Below are 17,213 nucleotides of genomic sequence, written 5' to 3' on the forward strand. Positions count from 1 at the left end.
TCAGAGTTATCTAAAACATTTCCGAAATTATAATACCATATATTGCGAACCCGTGCAAATGCTCTAAAACAGAGAAAGCTGGTTCTGATCCGGCAGCCCTTCAAGGCATCCTTGAGAGTCGAGGTATTCAAGAATCGTTTTCGACACTTTCCCACGCTTCTGAAGATCCTCCTTCGACAGAAATTCTCCGCCTTTTCGTGCTTCCACGATGTTAATCGCGGCATTCGTACCAAGGCCCGGGATTGCATTAAACGGCGGGATCAGTGAATTTCCCTCGATTTTGAACTCTTTTGCATCTGATTTATACAGATCGACCTGTTTAAAGGAATATCCACGCTCACACATCTCGAGACAAAGCTCAAGGACTGTCAGCAGATTTTTCTCTTTCGGAGAAGCATCGAGACCTTTTGAATTAATCAGCTCGATTTTTGCCTTTATCGCCTGTGAACCGGCTGCCATCGCTTCAAGATCAAAATCCTCTGCACGCACGGTAAAGTAAGCCGCGTAATAAAGAATCGGATGATGGACCTTAAAATAGGCGATCCTTACTGCCATCAGCACGTAGGCTGCTGCGTGTGCTTTCGGGAACATGTATTTGATCTTTTTACAGGAATCAATGTACCAGTCGGGAACCCCATTATTTTTCATGTCTTCTTCCCACTCAGGATTTAATCCTTTACCTTTACGCACAAACTCCATAATTTTAAACGCAAGAGAAGGCTCAAGTCCCTGGTAAATGAGATAAACCATAATGTCATCCCGGCATCCGATTACATCAGACAGCTCACAGATCCCGTTATGAATCAGTTCCTGGGCATTGCCTAGCCATACGTCCGTTCCGTGCGACAGCCCTGAGATCTGTACGAGTTCAGAGAACGTCGTCGGTTTCGTATCCTCAAGCATCTGACGAACAAACCGTGTTCCAAACTCCGGTATGCCGAGCGTTCCTGTTTTACACAAAATCTGATCCTGGGTGACACCAAGAGATTCCGTCCCGCTGAAAATCTTCATCACTTCAGGATCGTCAGTCGGAATCGTTTTAGGATCTATACCTGATAAATCCTGAAGCATCCGGATCACAGTCGGATCATCGTGACCGAGAATATCAAGCTTTAATAAATTATCGTGGATGGAGTGGAAGTCGAAATGGGTCGTTTTCCATTCGGATTCACTCGCGTTTGCCGGGAACTGGATAGGAGAGAAATCGTAAATATCCATATAATCCGGCACAACGATGATTCCACCCGGGTGCTGCCCCGTTGTCCGTTTAACACCGGTACAGCCGCTCGCGAGCCGCTCCACCTCCGCTCCTCTGAAATGAAGGTTGCGATCGCCGGCATATCCTTTTACATAACCGAATGCCGTCTTATCGGCAACCGTTCCAATCGTTCCGGCACGATACACGTATTCCTCACCAAACAGAACTTTCGTGTAGTTATGGGCAACCGGCTGGTATTCACCACTGAAGTTCAGGTCAATATCCGGCACTTTATCTCCTTTAAACCCAAGGAACGTTTCAAACGGAATATCCTGACCGTCCTTGACATACGGAATGTCGCAATCAGGGCAGTTTTTGTCCTCAAGGTCAAATCCGGATCCGACAGAACCATCATTGAAAAACTCTGATTTTTTACATTCAGGACATACATAGTGCGGCGGAAGAGGATTTACCTCTGTAATTTCTGTCATCGTTGCGACAAATGACGATCCGACAGATCCCCGCGATCCAACGAGATACCCGTCAACGAGTGACTTTTTAACAAGCTTGTGTGAAATCAGATAGATAACGGCAAACCCGTGACCAATGATACTCTTCAATTCTTTTTCAAGCCGGGCTTCAACAATTTCAGGAAGATCATCCCCGTAGATGCTGCGCGCCATATCATAGCTCATCTTACGCATTTCTTCATCTGCGCCTTCAATTTTAGGTGTGAATAGCTCATCTTTAATCGGCGTCACATCTCCGACCATATCAGCAACCTTATTCGTGTTCGTCACGACAATCTCTTTGGCTTTCTCAGCCCCGAGAAATGAAAAAGCATCCAGCATTTCGTTGGTTGTTCTGAAATGCACGTCTGGCAGGTTATGACGGTTCAGCGGGTTTGCTCCACCCTGTGACGAGATCAGGATTTCCCTGTAGATCTTATCGTTTTCATTTAAATAATGAACGTTCCCCGTTGCAACTGCCGGCAGTTCCATTTTATCTGCCAGCTCCACCACTTTTTTGATGATTTCCTTCAAATTATGCTCATCCCGCACCAGCTCAAGCTCAATCAGGTGACTGTAGGCTGCAGGGGGCTGAACTTCAATGTAATCATAGAATCCTGCAATCTCCTCAACCTCTTCAGGCGATTTCTGCATCATGCCTTCAAAAATTTCTCCTTTATCACAGGCAGAACCGACGAGCAGACCTTTACGGTGTTTTTGGAGAAGAGATCTTGGGATTCTCGGAACGCGGTAAAAATAGTCAATATGTGAAATTGACACGAGCTTGAATAAATTTTTCAACCCTTCCTGATCCTGCGCCAAAAGAGTGATATGACTCGGACGGGCCCGTTTAAAAGCATCACCCTGCCCCATATAATCATTCAGCTGATTATGATTGGTAATCTCTTTTTCTTTCGCTTTCTTTAATAGCTTCGCTAGGATGTAACCTGTCGCTTCAGCATCATAGATTGCGCGGTGATGCTGGGTCAGTTCCACATCGAACTTTTTGGCGAGTGTATTTAGACGGTGGTTTTTCATTTCAGGATGTAACAGTCTCGCAAGTTCCAGCGTGTCAATAACCGGGTTTTTCGCCCGCTCCATTCCTGCACGTATATAACCTACGTTTAAAAAGCCCATATCAAATGAAGCGTTGTGGGCAACCAGGGTATGATCCTCACACCACTCTTTGAAATCACCAAGTACCTCTTCAATCTCCGGAGCATTGCGCACCATATCATCCGTAATACCTGTCAGATTAATCGTTGTCGCTGATAGTGCGTGGTGCGGATTGGCAAACCGTTCAAAACGGTCAATAATCTCGCCTTCTTTCATCTTCACTGCTGCAAGCTCTATAATTTTATCGTACACCGCAGACAGACCTGTCGTCTCCACGTCAAATACAATATACGTTTCTGTTTCAAGATCGCGGTCTGCATCATTGTATGCAATCGGTACGCCGTCATCGACGAGATTTGCTTCCACGCCGTATAAGATTTTAATATCATTTTTACTTCCGGCAGCTGCAGCTTCAGGGAATGACTGGGCAACCGCATGATCCGTGATGGCAATTGCTTTATGACCCCACTTTTTCGCCTGGGAAACGAGTGATGACACTGATGAAACAGCATCCATCTGACTCATCGGTGTATGAAGATGAAGCTCAACCCGTTTTTCTCCATCCGGTGCTGTGTCCTGACGGAGATCAGGCTGAATTTCCATAACATCCTGCGCGATCATCACGAGATCTCTTACGAATGTATCGTTTTGAATAGACCCTTTCGCACGGACCCACATCCCTTTTTTCAGCTGATTCATGATCGCAGCGTCTTCCTTGTCACGGGAAAACATTTTGACAAGTATTGAATCTGTATAGTCCGTTACTTTAAAGGTCAACAGGGAACGCCCGCTTCTGAGCTCTTTCACTTCTGCATCAAACACGAGACCCTGAATGGCAATTTTACGTTCTTCCTCCTGAATGGTTTTGATTGCGACCGGCTCATCCGGCTTGATGGAATATCCGATTGCAACAGGACCCGAATGAGATTCTGCTGCATTTTTCTGGTCCTCCACTTTCTGCATTTCAACAAGTGCCTGCTTGGCCCATTCTTCTTCTTCTTTTTTCTTTGATTCTACAAATGCCTGATACTCTTCATCGGACTGGCCGGCAGCTACTTCTGTTTGCAGCTGGAGCTGGCCAAACCCCCATTTTGCATAAGCATCACAAAGAATATCCGCATATTTATTTTTTATTTGCATGCCTTCTGTTTCATTTGAAACATGGATCGTCAGCCTTTTCCCGTTGATCACCGGCTTTTGTCCGGTCAAGAGCTTAAGGAGTGGTGGTGCAATGCCCTGAAGCTCTTCAAGACAAACCTCCCAGTAATCAAGGATCTGTTCATCTGTCCATTCTGCCTGATCAAGGTTAACGGAGAATGTAACACTTGCGATATGACTGAATGAGGAAATGAGACGGGAAGAGAACTCTTTCATTAGTGTACAAGGAATCACCTGATCAAAGCGGAACGTAAAATGCCACTTTTTCTCCTTTTTATGTACCGAAAGCTTTTCAATTTCCGCTCCTTCAAAATGCTTCATATGCATATCACCGGTAAGGTTGAGCTGAGTCAGCAGCAGTCGGAATTTATCCTTTTTTGAGAGATCTGCACTCATGGTTTTCCTCCCTTTCAGACACTGAAGGCTGGTACGGGTCGCACCAGCCTTCGTTTTAAAAGTTTAACAGTCATATGTAAAGGATAAGCGTATCCTTTCTATGACATCTCATCATTATGATTCATTTGAAAGCTGACGGAAAATCTCCTGGAGTTTGTCCGTTAATTCCTCTTTCTGAACTTCATGGGTTTCACCTGAGTGACGTATTTTCACTTCCACAATACCTTCAGCAGCGCGTTTACCAACTGTAATACGTACCGGCAGACCAATAAGGTCCGAATCAGCAAATTTAACACCTGCACGCTCAGCACGGTCATCCATCAGGATCTGGTAGCGATAGTCCGACAGTAGCTTATAAAGCTCTTCTGTCATTTGAGCCTGATTTTCGTCCTTCATGTTGACAGCAATCAGATGAACGTCATATGGTGCGATATTAACCGGCCAGATTAAGCCATTTTCATCATTAAATTGTTCAGCCATTGCTGCAAGCGTACGGGAAACACCAATACCGTAACAGCCCATGATCATCGGTTTTGCACGGCCGTTCTCATCAAGTACAGTCGCACCCATCGGCTCACTGTAAACAGTACCTAGTTTGAAAACGTGACCGACTTCAATGCCACGCGCAAATTGAATGACACCATTTCCGTCCGGTGAAGGGTCACCCTCAACAACAAAGCGCAGATCAGCGTATTGTGTGATCGAAAAGTCTCTGCCAACCTGAAGATGTGTGTAATGATAGCCGTCTTCATTGGCTCCGGCCGTAATATCACCCATTGACTCAACAGCATGATCAGCAATAATTGTCACTTCGTCAGAAACTTTTACGGGACCGACAAAACCTGGCTCTACGCCCATATAAAGGACTGTTTCCTCTTCCGTTGCAAGCTCTGCCACTTTACCGTCCACTGCATTTTTAACTTTCACATCATTTACTTCATGATCGCCTCTAACTAATACAAGCACCGGCTTTTCATCCACCATAAACAGCATGGATTTTACGGTTTCCTCAGCTGAGATACCGAAGAAATCCGCTACCTGCGCAATCGTTTTCTGATCAGGGGTAGCCACTTTTTCAGCTTCTTTCCCGCTGTGCGAACGCTTGTCATACTGTGTGTTCACAGCTGCCATTTCAAGGTTTGCAGCATAATCAGATGAATCTGAATAGGCAATCGTGTCTTCACCGATTTCTGAAAGTACCATAAATTCGTGGTTATCCTTCCCTCCGATTGCTCCTGAATCAGCCAGAACAGCTCTGAAATTCAGTCCGCAGCGGCGGAAAATATTCTGATATGCCTGAAACAGGCGGTCATACATTTCATCGAGGCTTTCCTGGGAATTATGGAAGGAATATGCATCCTTCATTAAAAACTCACGGCCGCGAAGCAGACCAAATCTTGGACGTTTCTCATCGCGGTATTTAGTCTGAATTTGATAAAGCGTGAGTGGCAGACGTTTATAAGACTTGACCTCGTCTCTTAAAAGGCTGGTAATCATTTCTTCATGCGTTGCACCGAGCGCGAACTCTCGGTCATGTCTGTCATTCAAACGCATTAATTCAGGACCGTATGTCGCCCATCTGCCGGACTCTTCCCATAATTCAGCAGGCTGAAGAGCGGGCATCAGCATTTCAACAGCACCTGCTGCATCCATTTCTTCACGCACGATCGCTTCTACCTTCTGAAGAACTTTTTTCCCAAGCGGTAAAAACGAATAAATTCCGCTGGCATTCTGTCTGATATATCCTGCCCGTAAAAGGAGCTGATGACTTTTGACATCAGCTTCTGAAGGGATTTCCTTTAATGTTGGAATTAACGTCTGGCTTTGTTTCATCAATAAGCACCTCTATTTTTATCTGCAGTTAATTTGTAATTGTGTCATTTATCCTTTTCTTATAAAAAGAATCGTTGAATATCATTCCATGTTACAACGATCATCAGAAGCATAAGCAGTGCAAAACCGACAAAGTGCACCATACCTTCCTTCTGACGGTCAACCGGTTTTCCTCTCAGCGCCTCCAGTCCGAAGAACATCAATCGTCCACCGTCGAGTGCCGGTAACGGTAGCAGGTTCATAATACCAAGGTTAATACTTAGAAGCCCGGCCCAGTGCATCAGACTGTATACACCGAATGCTGCACGCTGTTCAGTTACTTCATAAATACCAACCGGTCCTGCTAAATCATCAATGGAAAACTGTCCTGTAATCAGGTCTCCTAAAGCGTTAAAGATCAATAAAGTTGTCGCATATGTTTCCTCTGCCCCAACAGCCACTGCCTTTAACGGCGCTTTTTCAACCGGATTGTAAACACCGATTCTGCCCATTTCCATATCACCGGATACGATGGCTTCCGGCGTCACCTGAACTTCCGAAGCTGTTCCATCACGTTCAAAAACGATCGTGATTTCTTCACCCGGATACTGCTGAACGGTCTGGGTTAGGTCGGTCCACTGACTGATCGACTGCCCTTCAATTTCAACGATGCGGTCGCCTTCAAGGAGACCAGCCTCAGCGGCAGCACCGCCTTCTACAATATCACCAAGCACCGGTTCGTCAGACGGGATCCCCTGCAACAGCCCGATCAGGGTGAAAATAAGAAACGCCAGAATGAAGTTCATTGCAGGACCTGCGAAAATGGTGATAAAACGCTGGCTCAATTTTTTTGAATTGAACTGGCGATTCCATGGAGCAATTTGTGCTTCGACTCCATCTTCGACAAATACAGCTTTTTCCGAAACGGAGAAGGTCTGCAATTCTTCTTCTCCTTCTTCGTAACCTTTAATAAACAGTTCATGTTCCAGATCCGCCTCTGCAACCTCGATAACGCGAAGGTCAGGGTAACGGTCTTTATTATTCAATACCATTTTCTCAACGGTTTCGTCACGGTTCAAAACAAGACCTACACGGAATCCGGGTTTAAGCTCGGTCATCTCCGGGTCTTCCCCGGCCATTCTGACATAACCGCCAATCGGCAGCAGTCGCAGTGTATATTTTGTCTCTCCCTTTTGGAAAGCTAAAACTTTTGGGCCCATTCCAATGGCGAACTCACGGCAAAGAATGCCGGCCCGCTTGGCAAACACAAAGTGACCAAGCTCATGGAAAAACACAAGCGCCCCGAAAATTATGATAAACGCGATGACTGTATTCATCGTCATAACCACCTTTTTATTTGTTAAATGCACCTTTTACATAAAGGACTTTACATCATTGTAGCACGTTCTAAAAAAGTGGGGGAATGTTTCAGCTCTTAAATTTCGAAAGAATTCTTGAACGCGTTTCCTTGTCCAACTCAAAAATCGTCTCTAAATCCGGGTCTTGAATGACCTGATGAGCCCCCATTGACTCCTCAATCAGATTTTCAATATCAAGAAATGAAATTTTTTCATTCAGAAACAGTGCGACTGCTGCTTCATTCGCCGCGTTCATAACAGCAGGCATTGACCCTCCTGCCCTTCCTGCTTCATAAGCAAAGGCGAGACAGCGGTAACGCTCCAAATCCATCGTTTCAAAGTGAAGCTTTCCAATGTCCTCAAGTCTCAGACGCTTTCCTTTAGGATGTGTGAGCCTGTCAGGATAACTCAGTGCATATTGGATCGGCACCCTCATATCCGGGGTTCCAAGCTGCGCGATGACTGAGCTGTCATGAAATTCCACCATTGAATGAATAATGCTTTCTCTATGCAGCAGTACATCGATCTGATCATATGGCAGGTCAAAAAGCCAGTGCGCTTCAATGACTTCAAGCCCTTTATTCATCATGCTCGCGGAATCAATCGTAATCTTTGACCCCATACTCCAGTTTGGGTGATTCAGCGCATCTTTAACCGTCACAGCCTTTAATTCTTCCCGGTTCAGGTCACGGAAGCTGCCTCCGGATGCAGTTACAACAAGCCGCTCAATATTTTTACTATTTTCTCCCTGCAGAGCCTGAAAAATAGCTGAGTGCTCGCTGTCAATAGGCAGCAGTGTAACCTGGTGCTCTTTTGCAGCTTTCATAACAAGATGACCTGCTGTCACAAGTGTTTCCTTATTGGCAATGGCAATCGTTTTGCCAGCCTCAATGGCTTTCAGCGTTGGTCCGAGCCCCACACTTCCCATGACCGCGTTAACAAGGATGTCCGCTTTTGGATCAACAGCTGTTGCTTCAAGTCCTTCAGTGCCGAAGTAAACATCTATTTTTCCTATGTATTCGCTTTTAAGTTTTTCTGCATCCTCCTCTGTCTGTACAGAGACGAAGGATGGATTAAACTCTTCAATCATTTTTCTTGCTTCGTTTATATTCTTTCCAACTGAAAAAGAAGTCAGGGAGAAAGTATCCCGATGCTCCCTGATTACATCCAGCGTTTGAAGTCCGATTGAACCGGATGCTCCCATTAATGAAATTGTCTTCATCTTAACCTCCTGTTAGATAAGTTGCAGGATATGCATAAGCGGCAGGACAAATAACAAACTGTCAAAGCGGTCCAGCAGTCCGCCATGACCAGGAAGAATGTTCCCTGAATCCTTTACACCATAATGGCGTTTTAACGCTGATTCAACAAGGTCACCAATCTGTCCGAATGCAGATAATATAACGGTTGCAAGCAGGAGATACCAAATCGGCGTCCCAAGTGGCGCAACAAGTGAAAAGATCAGAATCACAACCACTGCACTGACAATGCCTCCTACAAAACCTTCAACCGTTTTGTTCGGGCTGATATCCGGCCACAATTTCTTTTTACCCATTGATTTACCGATAAAATAGGCACCTGAATCCGTTGTCCAGATAATCAGTAACGCAAAGACGATCCATAAAAGATCGGCACTTCTTGTTTCAATAAAATAGTAAAAACCGATACCGACATACAGCATGGCGAAAACAGCAAATGCTGCATCGTCAAAAGTAAAGCGGTTTTTCTTTAAAACAGTATACACGAGAAGAAGCAGCACTGATAACAGCGCCATCTCGATCTTTGAATAGTTCAGCATATTCAATACTTCATAATATTCATCCGGCAGAAGAAAAGTCCAGAGAGTAATCATGGAGATCGCACCTGGAATGGAGCGGAACTGGATCGATCTCATTCTGAGCACTTCATAGAGCGCAATCGTCGCAATTAAGTAAACGCCAATTTCAAATAAAATGCCCCCTATCAGCACAACCGGAACGAACAAACCGGCCGCAATTAAACCTGTTATAATTCTCTGTTTCATTGAGATTCCTCACTTTTTAGTCCGCCAAATCTTCTGGAACGCTTCTGGTAAGATTCAATGGCTTCAATTAAATGTTCTTCGCTGAAATCCGGCCAAAGTACATCAGTGAACCAGAACTCAGCGTAGGCAAGCTGCCAAAGCATAAAATTACTCAGACGAATTTCACCACTCGTTCGAATCATCAGGTCCGGATCACCCAGATGATGTGTCATCATCAATGAAGAGAACTGCTCATCATCGAGTTCATCAATGGAGCATTCGCCGTTTTGCACTTTCACAGCAAAAGACTTTGCTGCCTGCAGGATTTCAGAACGGCTTCCATAGTTTAACGCGAAATTCAACACAAGACCTGTATTGTTTTTAGTCGCATCAATGGCCTTATCAACCGCTTTTAATGTGTGTTTGGGAATCTGTGAACGTTCACCCATCATTTGAACCTGAACGTTTTCTTCCACAAGCTCCGGTAAAAAAGTGCCCAGAAACTCTTCCGGTAACTTCATCAGATAATCTACTTCCATCTTGGGACGGATCCAGTTTTCAGTCGAAAAAGCATATAGAGTCAATGCTTTCACACCAAGCCGATTTGCCAGGCGGGTGATCGGCCTTACTGTCTTCATTCCCTCATGATGGCCTGCGATGCGGGGAAGAGCCCTTTTGTTCGCCCATCTACCATTCCCATCCATAATGATTGCAATATGATCAGGTATCTTATAAGATTTACACTCTTCTATTCTTTCATCAAGGGTGTCCGGCTCTTTCGTGGACTTCCATATTTTCATTTTATCGAGCATTGTACATCCCCCATACTTTAATGGCATAATTCATGCTTTTCTTATCATATCAAATATTTCCTGCCGCGTGTTATCCATCCCGTGAAAATTGACAGATTTCCGGGGGCTTCATGGCGGCAAATATACGACACTCAGAACATTAATAAAGCCCCCTACATCGTAGAGGGCTTTTCTTATCCTATTTGATGACAAAATGGATGTCAAGCTATCCCTTAAAAAGGACTGCTTAAACCTCCATGATTTCCTGTTCTTTCGCTTTCGCCAGGTCATCAATTTTCACGATATGCTCATCAGTCATTTTCTGAACATCATCGCTGTATCCGCGCAGATCATCTTCTGTGATGTCTCCCGCTTTTTCCTGCTTTTTAAGGTCGTCGTTTGCATCACGGCGGATATTTCGCACCGCTACTTTCGCATCCTCCGCTTCTTTTTTAACCGTTTTTGCCAGTTCCTTACGGCGCTCTTCAGTCAGAGCAGGAATCATAATACGGATTAAAGTACCATCATTAGCCGGGTTCAGGCCAAGATCTGACTTCTGAATCGCTTTTTCAATATCTCCTAATGAAGTCTTATCATAAGGTGTAATCTGAAGAAGTCGGGCTTCAGGTACAGAAATTGATGCCATCTGGTTAATCGGTGTAGGTGCTCCATAATAATCAACCGTAATCTTGTCTAAAAGCGAAGCGCTCGCGCGGCCTGCACGAATCGAAGCCAATTCACGTGAAAAAGCCTGAATTGCTTTTGTCATTTTCTCTTTTGTCTGATTAATTGTTTCCTGTGCCATTATTATTTCCCCCTAACAATTGTGCCGATGGATTCACCAAGAGCAGCACGTTTAATATTTCCATTCTCCATAATCGAGAATACTATGAGTGGAATGTCGTTGTCCATACATAATGACGAAGCGGTTGAATCCATTACCGCTAAACCATCTTTTAATACATCTAAAAATGACAGTTCATCATATTTAACTGCTGCCGGCTCCACTTTCGGGTCAGCGGAATAAACGCCGTCAACATTGTTCTTTGCCATCAGAATCACTTCTGCTTCAATTTCAGCTGCTCTGAGGGCCGCTGTTGTATCAGTTGAGAAATAAGGATTCCCCGTGCCTGCTGCGAAGATCACAACACGCTTTTTCTCAAGATGTCGAATGGCTTTTCTGCGAATATAAGGTTCTGCCACCTGACGCATTTCAATTGATGTTTGAACGCGTGTCTGAACGCCAAGGTTTTCAAGGCTATCCTGCAGGGCCAATGAATTCATCACCGTCGCAAGCATGCCCATATAATCAGCAGATGCACGGTCCATGCCCATTTCACTGCCAATCTTGCCACGCCAGATATTTCCTCCACCTACTACAACCGCTACTTCTACCCCAAGATCAGATAGCTCCTTAATCTGTTCAGCGACTGATTTAATGATGGGTGGGTGAATGCCAAATCCCGCTTCACCTGCCAGTGCTTCTCCACTAAGCTTTAACACCACTCGATTGTATCTTGAATTACTCATAGAATCCTCCCGTATGGTTCATTTTTTCCAAAAAAGAGGGAACACAAAGTGTCCCCGCTCATTAATCATGCTGTGTAACAGCTATTACTTTTTAACCTGGCTCATTACTTCGTCAGCGAAGTTGTCCTGGCGCTTTTCAATTCCTTCTCCAACTTCATAGCGAACGAAATCCGTAAGCTGTGCACTATTTGAAGCAAGGAAATCACGTACCTTCTGGTCAGGATTCTTAACGAATGGCTGATCAACGATACAGATTTCTTCGAAGTACTTGTTCAGACGGCCTTCAACCATTTTAGCAACGATATTTTCCGGCTTGCCTTCTTCAAGTGCCTGTTTTGTAAGGATTTCACGCTCTTTATCAGCTTCTTCCTGAGAAACCTGGTCACGTGAAACATATTTTGGATTAAGGGCAGCAGCATGCATCGCTACATCTTTTGCTACCTGCTCTTCAGTTGTACCTTCCACAACAGAAAGAACGCCGATACGTCCACCCATGTGCAGGTATTCACCAAATGCTGCGTTCTCGCCTTTAGTGCGGATTGCAAAGCGGCGAAGGCTGATCTTTTCACCAATTTTACCAACAGCAGCAGTAATGTAATCAGCTACAGTTGATCCATTTGACATTGTTGTTTCAAGAGCAGCTTCTGTCGTTTCAGGCTTTGTAGCTAGAAGGTGATCAGCGATCTCGTTTCCAAGAGACTGGAATCCTTCATTTTTCGCAACGAAGTCTGTTTCAGAGTTAAGCTCAAGAATAACTGCGTCATTACCGTTACTCTTGATAAAAGTTAGACCTTCAGCAGCGATACGGTCTGCTTTCTTAGCAGCTTTAGCGATTCCTTTTTCACGAAGGAAGTCTACTGCCTGGTCCATGTCACCATTTGTTTCCTGAAGTGCTTTTTTGCAGTCCATCATACCTGCGCCTGTTTTTTCGCGTAGTTCTTTAACCATTTGTGCTGTAATAGCCATGAATTGTTCCTCCTTGGATTATATAAATTCATTTTATTCCTTTAAAAAAGGTGATAAGGGAAGTTCCCGCTTATCACCTTTTCAGCTATACATTACTCAGCAGCTACTGCTTCTTCTTCCTCTTCTTCAACCTGCTTTGATTCAAGAATCGCATCAGCCATTTTAGAAGTAAGAAGTTTTACTGCACGGATTGCATCATCGTTTGCAGGGATTACGTAGTCGATTTCATCCGGATCACAGTTTGTATCAACAATACCTACGATTGGAATGTTCAGTTTACGTGCTTCCGCAACCGCGATGCGCTCTTTACGTGGGTCGATGATGAATAGTGCATCAGGAAGCTTCTTCATATCTCTGATTCCGCCAAGGAATTTTACAAGACGCTCATATTCTTTCTTAAGCTGAACGACTTCTTTCTTTGGAAGTACATCGAATGTACCATCTTCTTCCATCTTTTCGATTTTCTTAAGACGGTTAATACGAAGCTGGATTGTGTCGAAGTTAGTAAGCGTTCCACCTAACCAGCGCTGGTTAATGAAGTGCTGACCTGCACGTTCTGCTTCTTCTTTCACTGACTCCTGAGCCTGCTTCTTCGTTCCTACGAAAAGAACTTCTCCGCCGTTAGCAGATACTTCTTTCACGAACTTGTAAGCTTCTTCTACTTTCTTAACCGTCTTTTGAAGGTCAATAATGTAGATTCCGTTACGCTCTGTGAAGATATACTTCTTCATTTTTGGGTTCCAGCGACGAGTCTGGTGTCCGAAGTGAACACCTGCTTCAAGCAATTGTTTCATTGAAATAACTGACATAGTGTTAGTTCCTCCTTATGGTTTTCTCCTCCGCCCCGGTCATGTTTAAGTCGAAAACTGCCAGTCCGGCAGCACCAATTCGCCAAATCACGAAGCGTGTGTATTAACACCGTTAATTACTATACCACACAGCAGAGTCATCAGCAAGCAGTTATTTTGCGTTTTGACTGAACTTAATCATCAGTTCTACTTCCGTTTTTCCTTTATTCAGCTTTTTGGCAATGTCAGCGATGCTCAGACCCTGCTGTTTAAGCAAAACGGCCTGTTCAGCAGGTGTCTTTTCAGAAGGCAGCGTTTCCTGCGGCCGGGATGATTGATAAGAGGACACCGCCATTTTTTTTGCCGTTTTACTAATGAGTGACCCTGACACTTCCTGCTCAGTCTGCTTTACGGCTTTGGCAGGCTGAGCAGCTGCCTTTACAGCCTGCTTTGATTGTAGTGTTTCAAACTGTTTGAGGAACACGTCATTTTCTTCTTTTATCTCAAGCAGATAGGCAGTAAAAGTCTGTTCAATTTCATTTAATGCCCTTTCATGCTGTATTTCCTTGTCTATGAGCCGGTTCTGCCTCATAAACAGCAGGTAGATCGATAAAAATGCAGCAATATTAAATAGTAACGATAGAATGAGTAAAAATAAAATCATAATGTCTCCTTAATCATCAGCCCGAAAAATCGACTCTTCTTCCTTTAAAAGGATGGTGATCTTTTTTCGACTCATGTTTTCCCTTCACTTCCGGCCTTTCAGTTTCCTGAGACTGATCAGAAAATTCTCCCGCGCTCTGCTTATTAAGTTTTGCTTTTTCACTTTCCCCATAGCGGTTTACGGATGCCCGCTTTCGTAAAAGATCCTTTTCAGCAAGTGCTGCGAGCTGGCTTTGTGTGACTGCATTCTGCTGTTGCTGCTGATCGGCGGATCGTCCGGCTTCAATTGTTTTTGGAATGGACATTTGTAAACTGATGACTTTAAATGCCATACAGCACGCTCCCTTTCAAAAAACTCCTCCTCAGGATTGGTATTCTGCAACGAGGAGCTTTCTCAGTTTAAACAGACATTTTGAATGAATCTGGGAAATCCGTGATGTTGATAAATTCATGACCTCTCCAATTTCGGTGAGGGTAAGCTCTTCTGTGTAGAACAGACTGATGACCAGCTGTTCCTTTTCATTCAGCTGACCAATCTTTTGTGCCAGATCTTCAATCAGCTCATTTTTCACGAGCTGCTCTTCTGGCAGCACCGAATTACGATCCTTAATCGTAAAAGCAGCTGTTTCACCGTCTTCTTCCGTGGCATGCTCGTCCATCGAGAGAACGTTGGCAAACAAATGCTCCTGCGTGATCTGATAAACCTCTTCAACCGGAACGTCCAGTGCTGCAGCCACTTCATCCGGTTCCACATGACGAAGTGATTTCTGCTCCAGCTCTTCAATCACTGATTCTACTTTTTTGGCTTTTTCCCGTGCGGACCTTGGCATCCAATCCTCTTTTCGCAATCCGTCAATGATGGCACCGCGGATTCTGAAGGAAGCATACGTATCGAATTTCAGATCTCTAGCCGGATCAAATTTTTGAAGGGCATCCAGCAGTCCCATCAAGCCCAGGCTTTTGATGTCATCACGTGAAACATTTTTCGGAAGACCAGCACTGATACGCTGTACATGATATTGCACCAATGGCATGTATCGCTGAACGAGCATATCACCTGCATATGCATCTCTGGAGGCTGTCCACATCTGCCAATAATGTTTTTCAAGGTCTGTCGCTGCCTGACTCATGAGGATCCTCCTTTAGACTGATAATATATACTTTCCATTATATCAAAAGGAGGATGACTTGTGTTTAGACATTTTAAAAAAGAGACTGGTTCTAAAGGCCTCAAATAACTCTTTATTGTGGCTGTTTCACCAACTTCCCCAAATCAATTCACAGATGAAAAAAACAGACCCATATTGAGTCTGCTTTTCAAATGATAGCGTTGATAATTCATGACAAAGAACCATCAGATCATTTTTTCCCCTACATTGACAGTACGAACAGACAGCTGGTATGTGACAGGGTCAAACTCAATCGTACGTCCACTGCTGCCCCCTGTGTCTTCACTGACTACTGGGATATTCAACTTTTTCAATTCAGCTTTTACAGCTTCAACATTCCTCGGCCCGATTCTCATCGTATCTTTCTGAGTGGAAAACTGAAACATCTGAGCACCTCCGGCAATCTTTGCCTTTAGGCGGGTTGCCGGAAGTCCCATTTGTTTAATCAGATGACTGACTCCCGTGTCAGCAAACTTTGCAGGATTGATCTCTCCGGATCTTGCCAAAGCAGAATCAGGGAGCATAACGTGAAGCAAGCCCGCTTTTTTTGAGCGTTCATCGTATAGGATCACACCTACACATGAACCGAGTCCGGATGTGCGTATTTTATCCGGCGGCTCTGCTACACCCGAATCTGCAATGCCAATTTTTATGACGGTTCCAACCTTAAGCATTTTATTCGACTCCTAATGCATGAAAAAGGGTCCGGAACGAATCCGGATCAGGCAGTAAAAAAAACTGGCCGTTTGCACCTTCAGTCTTTTTCCCCTCGTTCGCAAGTTCAGTATCAATCACGATGGCTTTATCACCTGCCTGTGATACTTCTACAAGACCATAGCTGATAATGGCACCCGCCATATCAACTGCGATGGCAGGAACCGTTGGATATAAATTAAGATTCGTAAAATCAGACAAGGAGGATAAATAGGAACCTGAAAGAATATTTCCCATCTCCTGAAGGGCAGAAAGCCCCATTTCTGATTCTGCGATCTGTTCAAAATCGAAGCTGTCATCCTTGATCATCGTGCGTATAAACCCTGAAGCCTGTTCAATCGATAAAATGAAGAACATACTCCCGGTCATTTCGCCTTCAATCCGGAGAAAGACGCTGACTACAACGTTCTCGGGTCCGCCTGCCATCTCCATCATCTCATCAAAGGAAACGACCTTCACATGGGGCACAGACATATCCACTTTATTGCCAAGCAAAGTGGAAAGAGCCGTTGCAGCATGACCTGCACCAATATTCCCAATCTCCCTCAATATATCGAGATGATAGCTTGTGATGGTGTCCTCATAACTCATGAGACATTCTCCAGTACTTTATCGAGCTGAAGAAGAATTAACAATCTGCGGTCAATTTTAGCAACACCGCTGATGAAATCTGCTTCAATACTTCCCACCACATTTGGCTGCGGTTCAATGGACGTTTCAGGAATATCAAGTACATCGTTGGCTGAGTCAACGATTAATCCAACTTCCCGACCATCAAGTGTAACAATAATAATACGTGTATGTTCATCAAAAGATCCTGCTTCAATACCAAATCTCGTTCTGAGATCGATAATAGGTGTAACGACTCCTCTCAGATTTACGACGCCTTTGACGTGAGAGGGAACGCCTGGTACCCGGGTAATGTGCATGACTTTTTCAATAGACTGTACATTTTGAACCGGAACGGCATATTCTTTATTCAAAAGTTGAAAAACAATCACCTTTAAATCGTTTACCAAAACAGTCATCTGCTGACACCTCTT

At 44.4% G+C, this 17,213-nt stretch carries 16 protein-coding genes; all 16 read right to left on the reverse strand.

The window, feature by feature from the left end:
* Window positions 1-63 precede the first annotated feature (63 nt).
* Entirely contained in the window at window positions 64-4,377 is a 4,314-nt protein-coding gene (locus tag H7968_RS07170; RefSeq protein WP_227395507.1) for a PolC-type DNA polymerase III, read from the reverse strand.
* 114 nt (window positions 4,378-4,491) lie between these two features.
* Complete coding sequence (locus H7968_RS07175; protein ID WP_227395508.1) at window positions 4,492-6,210, reverse strand: proline--tRNA ligase; 1,719 nt, start codon at window positions 6,208-6,210, stop codon at window positions 4,492-4,494.
* Between the two features lie 59 nt (window positions 6,211-6,269).
* Window positions 6,270-7,526 (reverse strand): RIP metalloprotease RseP, encoded by a 1,257-nt coding sequence (gene rseP, locus H7968_RS07180; protein ID WP_227395509.1) that lies wholly within the window; start codon window positions 7,524-7,526, stop codon window positions 6,270-6,272.
* Between the two features lie 91 nt (window positions 7,527-7,617).
* On the reverse strand, window positions 7,618-8,769 hold the full coding sequence (gene dxr, locus H7968_RS07185; RefSeq protein ID WP_227395510.1) for a 1-deoxy-D-xylulose-5-phosphate reductoisomerase: 1,152 nt from the start codon (window positions 8,767-8,769) through the stop codon (window positions 7,618-7,620).
* Window positions 8,770-8,781: 12 nt separating this feature from the next.
* A complete protein-coding gene (locus H7968_RS07190; RefSeq protein ID WP_227395511.1) occupies window positions 8,782-9,570 on the reverse strand; it encodes a phosphatidate cytidylyltransferase in 789 nt (262 codons plus the stop codon).
* Complete coding sequence (locus H7968_RS07195; RefSeq protein WP_227395512.1) at window positions 9,567-10,361, reverse strand: isoprenyl transferase; 795 nt, start codon at window positions 10,359-10,361, stop codon at window positions 9,567-9,569. Before H7968_RS07195 ends, H7968_RS07190 begins: the two co-directional genes overlap by 4 nt.
* A 226-nt stretch (window positions 10,362-10,587) precedes the next feature.
* Window positions 10,588-11,145 carry a ribosome recycling factor gene (gene frr, locus H7968_RS07200; RefSeq protein ID WP_134371778.1) on the reverse strand — a complete coding sequence of 186 codons (558 nt, stop codon included), beginning with the start codon at window positions 11,143-11,145 and terminating at the stop codon, window positions 10,588-10,590.
* Between the two features lie 2 nt (window positions 11,146-11,147).
* Window positions 11,148-11,870 (reverse strand): UMP kinase, encoded by a 723-nt coding sequence (gene pyrH, locus H7968_RS07205; RefSeq protein ID WP_134371780.1) that lies wholly within the window; start codon window positions 11,868-11,870, stop codon window positions 11,148-11,150.
* A gap of 84 nt (window positions 11,871-11,954) precedes the next feature.
* The gene (tsf, locus tag H7968_RS07210; RefSeq protein WP_227395513.1) at window positions 11,955-12,836 is read right to left on the reverse strand and encodes a translation elongation factor Ts; all 882 of its coding nucleotides are present in this window, start codon (window positions 12,834-12,836) and stop codon (window positions 11,955-11,957) included.
* Between the two features lie 92 nt (window positions 12,837-12,928).
* Entirely contained in the window at window positions 12,929-13,645 is a 717-nt protein-coding gene (gene rpsB / locus H7968_RS07215) for a 30S ribosomal protein S2 (RefSeq protein ID WP_134371784.1), read from the reverse strand.
* A gap of 151 nt (window positions 13,646-13,796) precedes the next feature.
* Entirely contained in the window at window positions 13,797-14,288 is a 492-nt protein-coding gene (locus H7968_RS07220) for a DUF6115 domain-containing protein (RefSeq protein WP_227395514.1), read from the reverse strand.
* 16 nt (window positions 14,289-14,304) lie between these two features.
* Window positions 14,305-14,619, reverse strand: coding sequence for a hypothetical protein (locus tag H7968_RS07225; protein WP_227395515.1), 315 nt, complete (start codon window positions 14,617-14,619; stop codon window positions 14,305-14,307).
* Window positions 14,620-14,649: 30 nt separating this feature from the next.
* Window positions 14,650-15,417 carry a FliA/WhiG family RNA polymerase sigma factor gene (locus H7968_RS07230; RefSeq protein WP_227395516.1) on the reverse strand — a complete coding sequence of 256 codons (768 nt, stop codon included), beginning with the start codon at window positions 15,415-15,417 and terminating at the stop codon, window positions 14,650-14,652.
* A 224-nt stretch (window positions 15,418-15,641) separates the two neighbouring features.
* Window positions 15,642-16,130 carry a chemotaxis protein CheD gene (locus tag H7968_RS07235; protein ID WP_227395517.1) on the reverse strand — a complete coding sequence of 163 codons (489 nt, stop codon included), beginning with the start codon at window positions 16,128-16,130 and terminating at the stop codon, window positions 15,642-15,644.
* A 1-nt stretch (window position 16,131) separates the two neighbouring features.
* On the reverse strand, window positions 16,132-16,761 hold the full coding sequence (locus tag H7968_RS07240) for a chemotaxis protein CheC (RefSeq protein WP_227395518.1): 630 nt from the start codon (window positions 16,759-16,761) through the stop codon (window positions 16,132-16,134).
* On the reverse strand, window positions 16,758-17,198 hold the full coding sequence (locus H7968_RS07245; protein ID WP_227395519.1) for a chemotaxis protein CheW: 441 nt from the start codon (window positions 17,196-17,198) through the stop codon (window positions 16,758-16,760). Before H7968_RS07245 ends, H7968_RS07240 begins: the two co-directional genes overlap by 4 nt.
* Window positions 17,199-17,213 lie beyond the last annotated feature (15 nt).

It is taken from the genome of Jeotgalibacillus aurantiacus (assembly GCF_020595125.1).
In the GTDB taxonomy this organism is placed as follows: domain Bacteria; phylum Bacillota; class Bacilli; order Bacillales; family Jeotgalibacillaceae; genus Jeotgalibacillus; species Jeotgalibacillus aurantiacus.

Bases quoted from the DNA above. Each gene is read 5' to 3' on its own strand.
- H7968_RS07170 (WP_227395507.1), bottom strand. From the start codon at position 4,377: ATGAGTGCAGATCTCTCAAAAAAGGATAAATTCCGACTGCTGCTGACT.
- H7968_RS07175 (WP_227395508.1), bottom strand. From the start codon at position 6,210: ATGAAACAAAGCCAGACGTTAATTCCAACATTAAAGGAAATCCCTTCA.
- rseP (WP_227395509.1), bottom strand. From the start codon at position 7,526: ATGAATACAGTCATCGCGTTTATCATAATTTTCGGGGCGCTTGTGTTT.
- dxr (WP_227395510.1), bottom strand. From the start codon at position 8,769: ATGAAGACAATTTCATTAATGGGAGCATCCGGTTCAATCGGACTTCAA.
- H7968_RS07190 (WP_227395511.1), bottom strand. From the start codon at position 9,570: ATGAAACAGAGAATTATAACAGGTTTAATTGCGGCCGGTTTGTTCGTT.
- H7968_RS07195 (WP_227395512.1), bottom strand. From the start codon at position 10,361: ATGCTCGATAAAATGAAAATATGGAAGTCCACGAAAGAGCCGGACACC.
- frr (WP_134371778.1), bottom strand. From the start codon at position 11,145: ATGGCACAGGAAACAATTAATCAGACAAAAGAGAAAATGACAAAAGCA.
- pyrH (WP_134371780.1), bottom strand. From the start codon at position 11,870: ATGAGTAATTCAAGATACAATCGAGTGGTGTTAAAGCTTAGTGGAGAA.
- tsf (WP_227395513.1), bottom strand. From the start codon at position 12,836: ATGGCTATTACAGCACAAATGGTTAAAGAACTACGCGAAAAAACAGGC.
- rpsB (WP_134371784.1), bottom strand. From the start codon at position 13,645: ATGTCAGTTATTTCAATGAAACAATTGCTTGAAGCAGGTGTTCACTTC.
- H7968_RS07220 (WP_227395514.1), bottom strand. From the start codon at position 14,288: ATGATTTTATTTTTACTCATTCTATCGTTACTATTTAATATTGCTGCA.
- H7968_RS07225 (WP_227395515.1), bottom strand. From the start codon at position 14,619: ATGGCATTTAAAGTCATCAGTTTACAAATGTCCATTCCAAAAACAATT.
- H7968_RS07230 (WP_227395516.1), bottom strand. From the start codon at position 15,417: ATGAGTCAGGCAGCGACAGACCTTGAAAAACATTATTGGCAGATGTGG.
- H7968_RS07235 (WP_227395517.1), bottom strand. From the start codon at position 16,130: ATGCTTAAGGTTGGAACCGTCATAAAAATTGGCATTGCAGATTCGGGT.
- H7968_RS07240 (WP_227395518.1), bottom strand. From the start codon at position 16,761: ATGAGTTATGAGGACACCATCACAAGCTATCATCTCGATATATTGAGG.
- H7968_RS07245 (WP_227395519.1), bottom strand. From the start codon at position 17,198: ATGACTGTTTTGGTAAACGATTTAAAGGTGATTGTTTTTCAACTTTTG.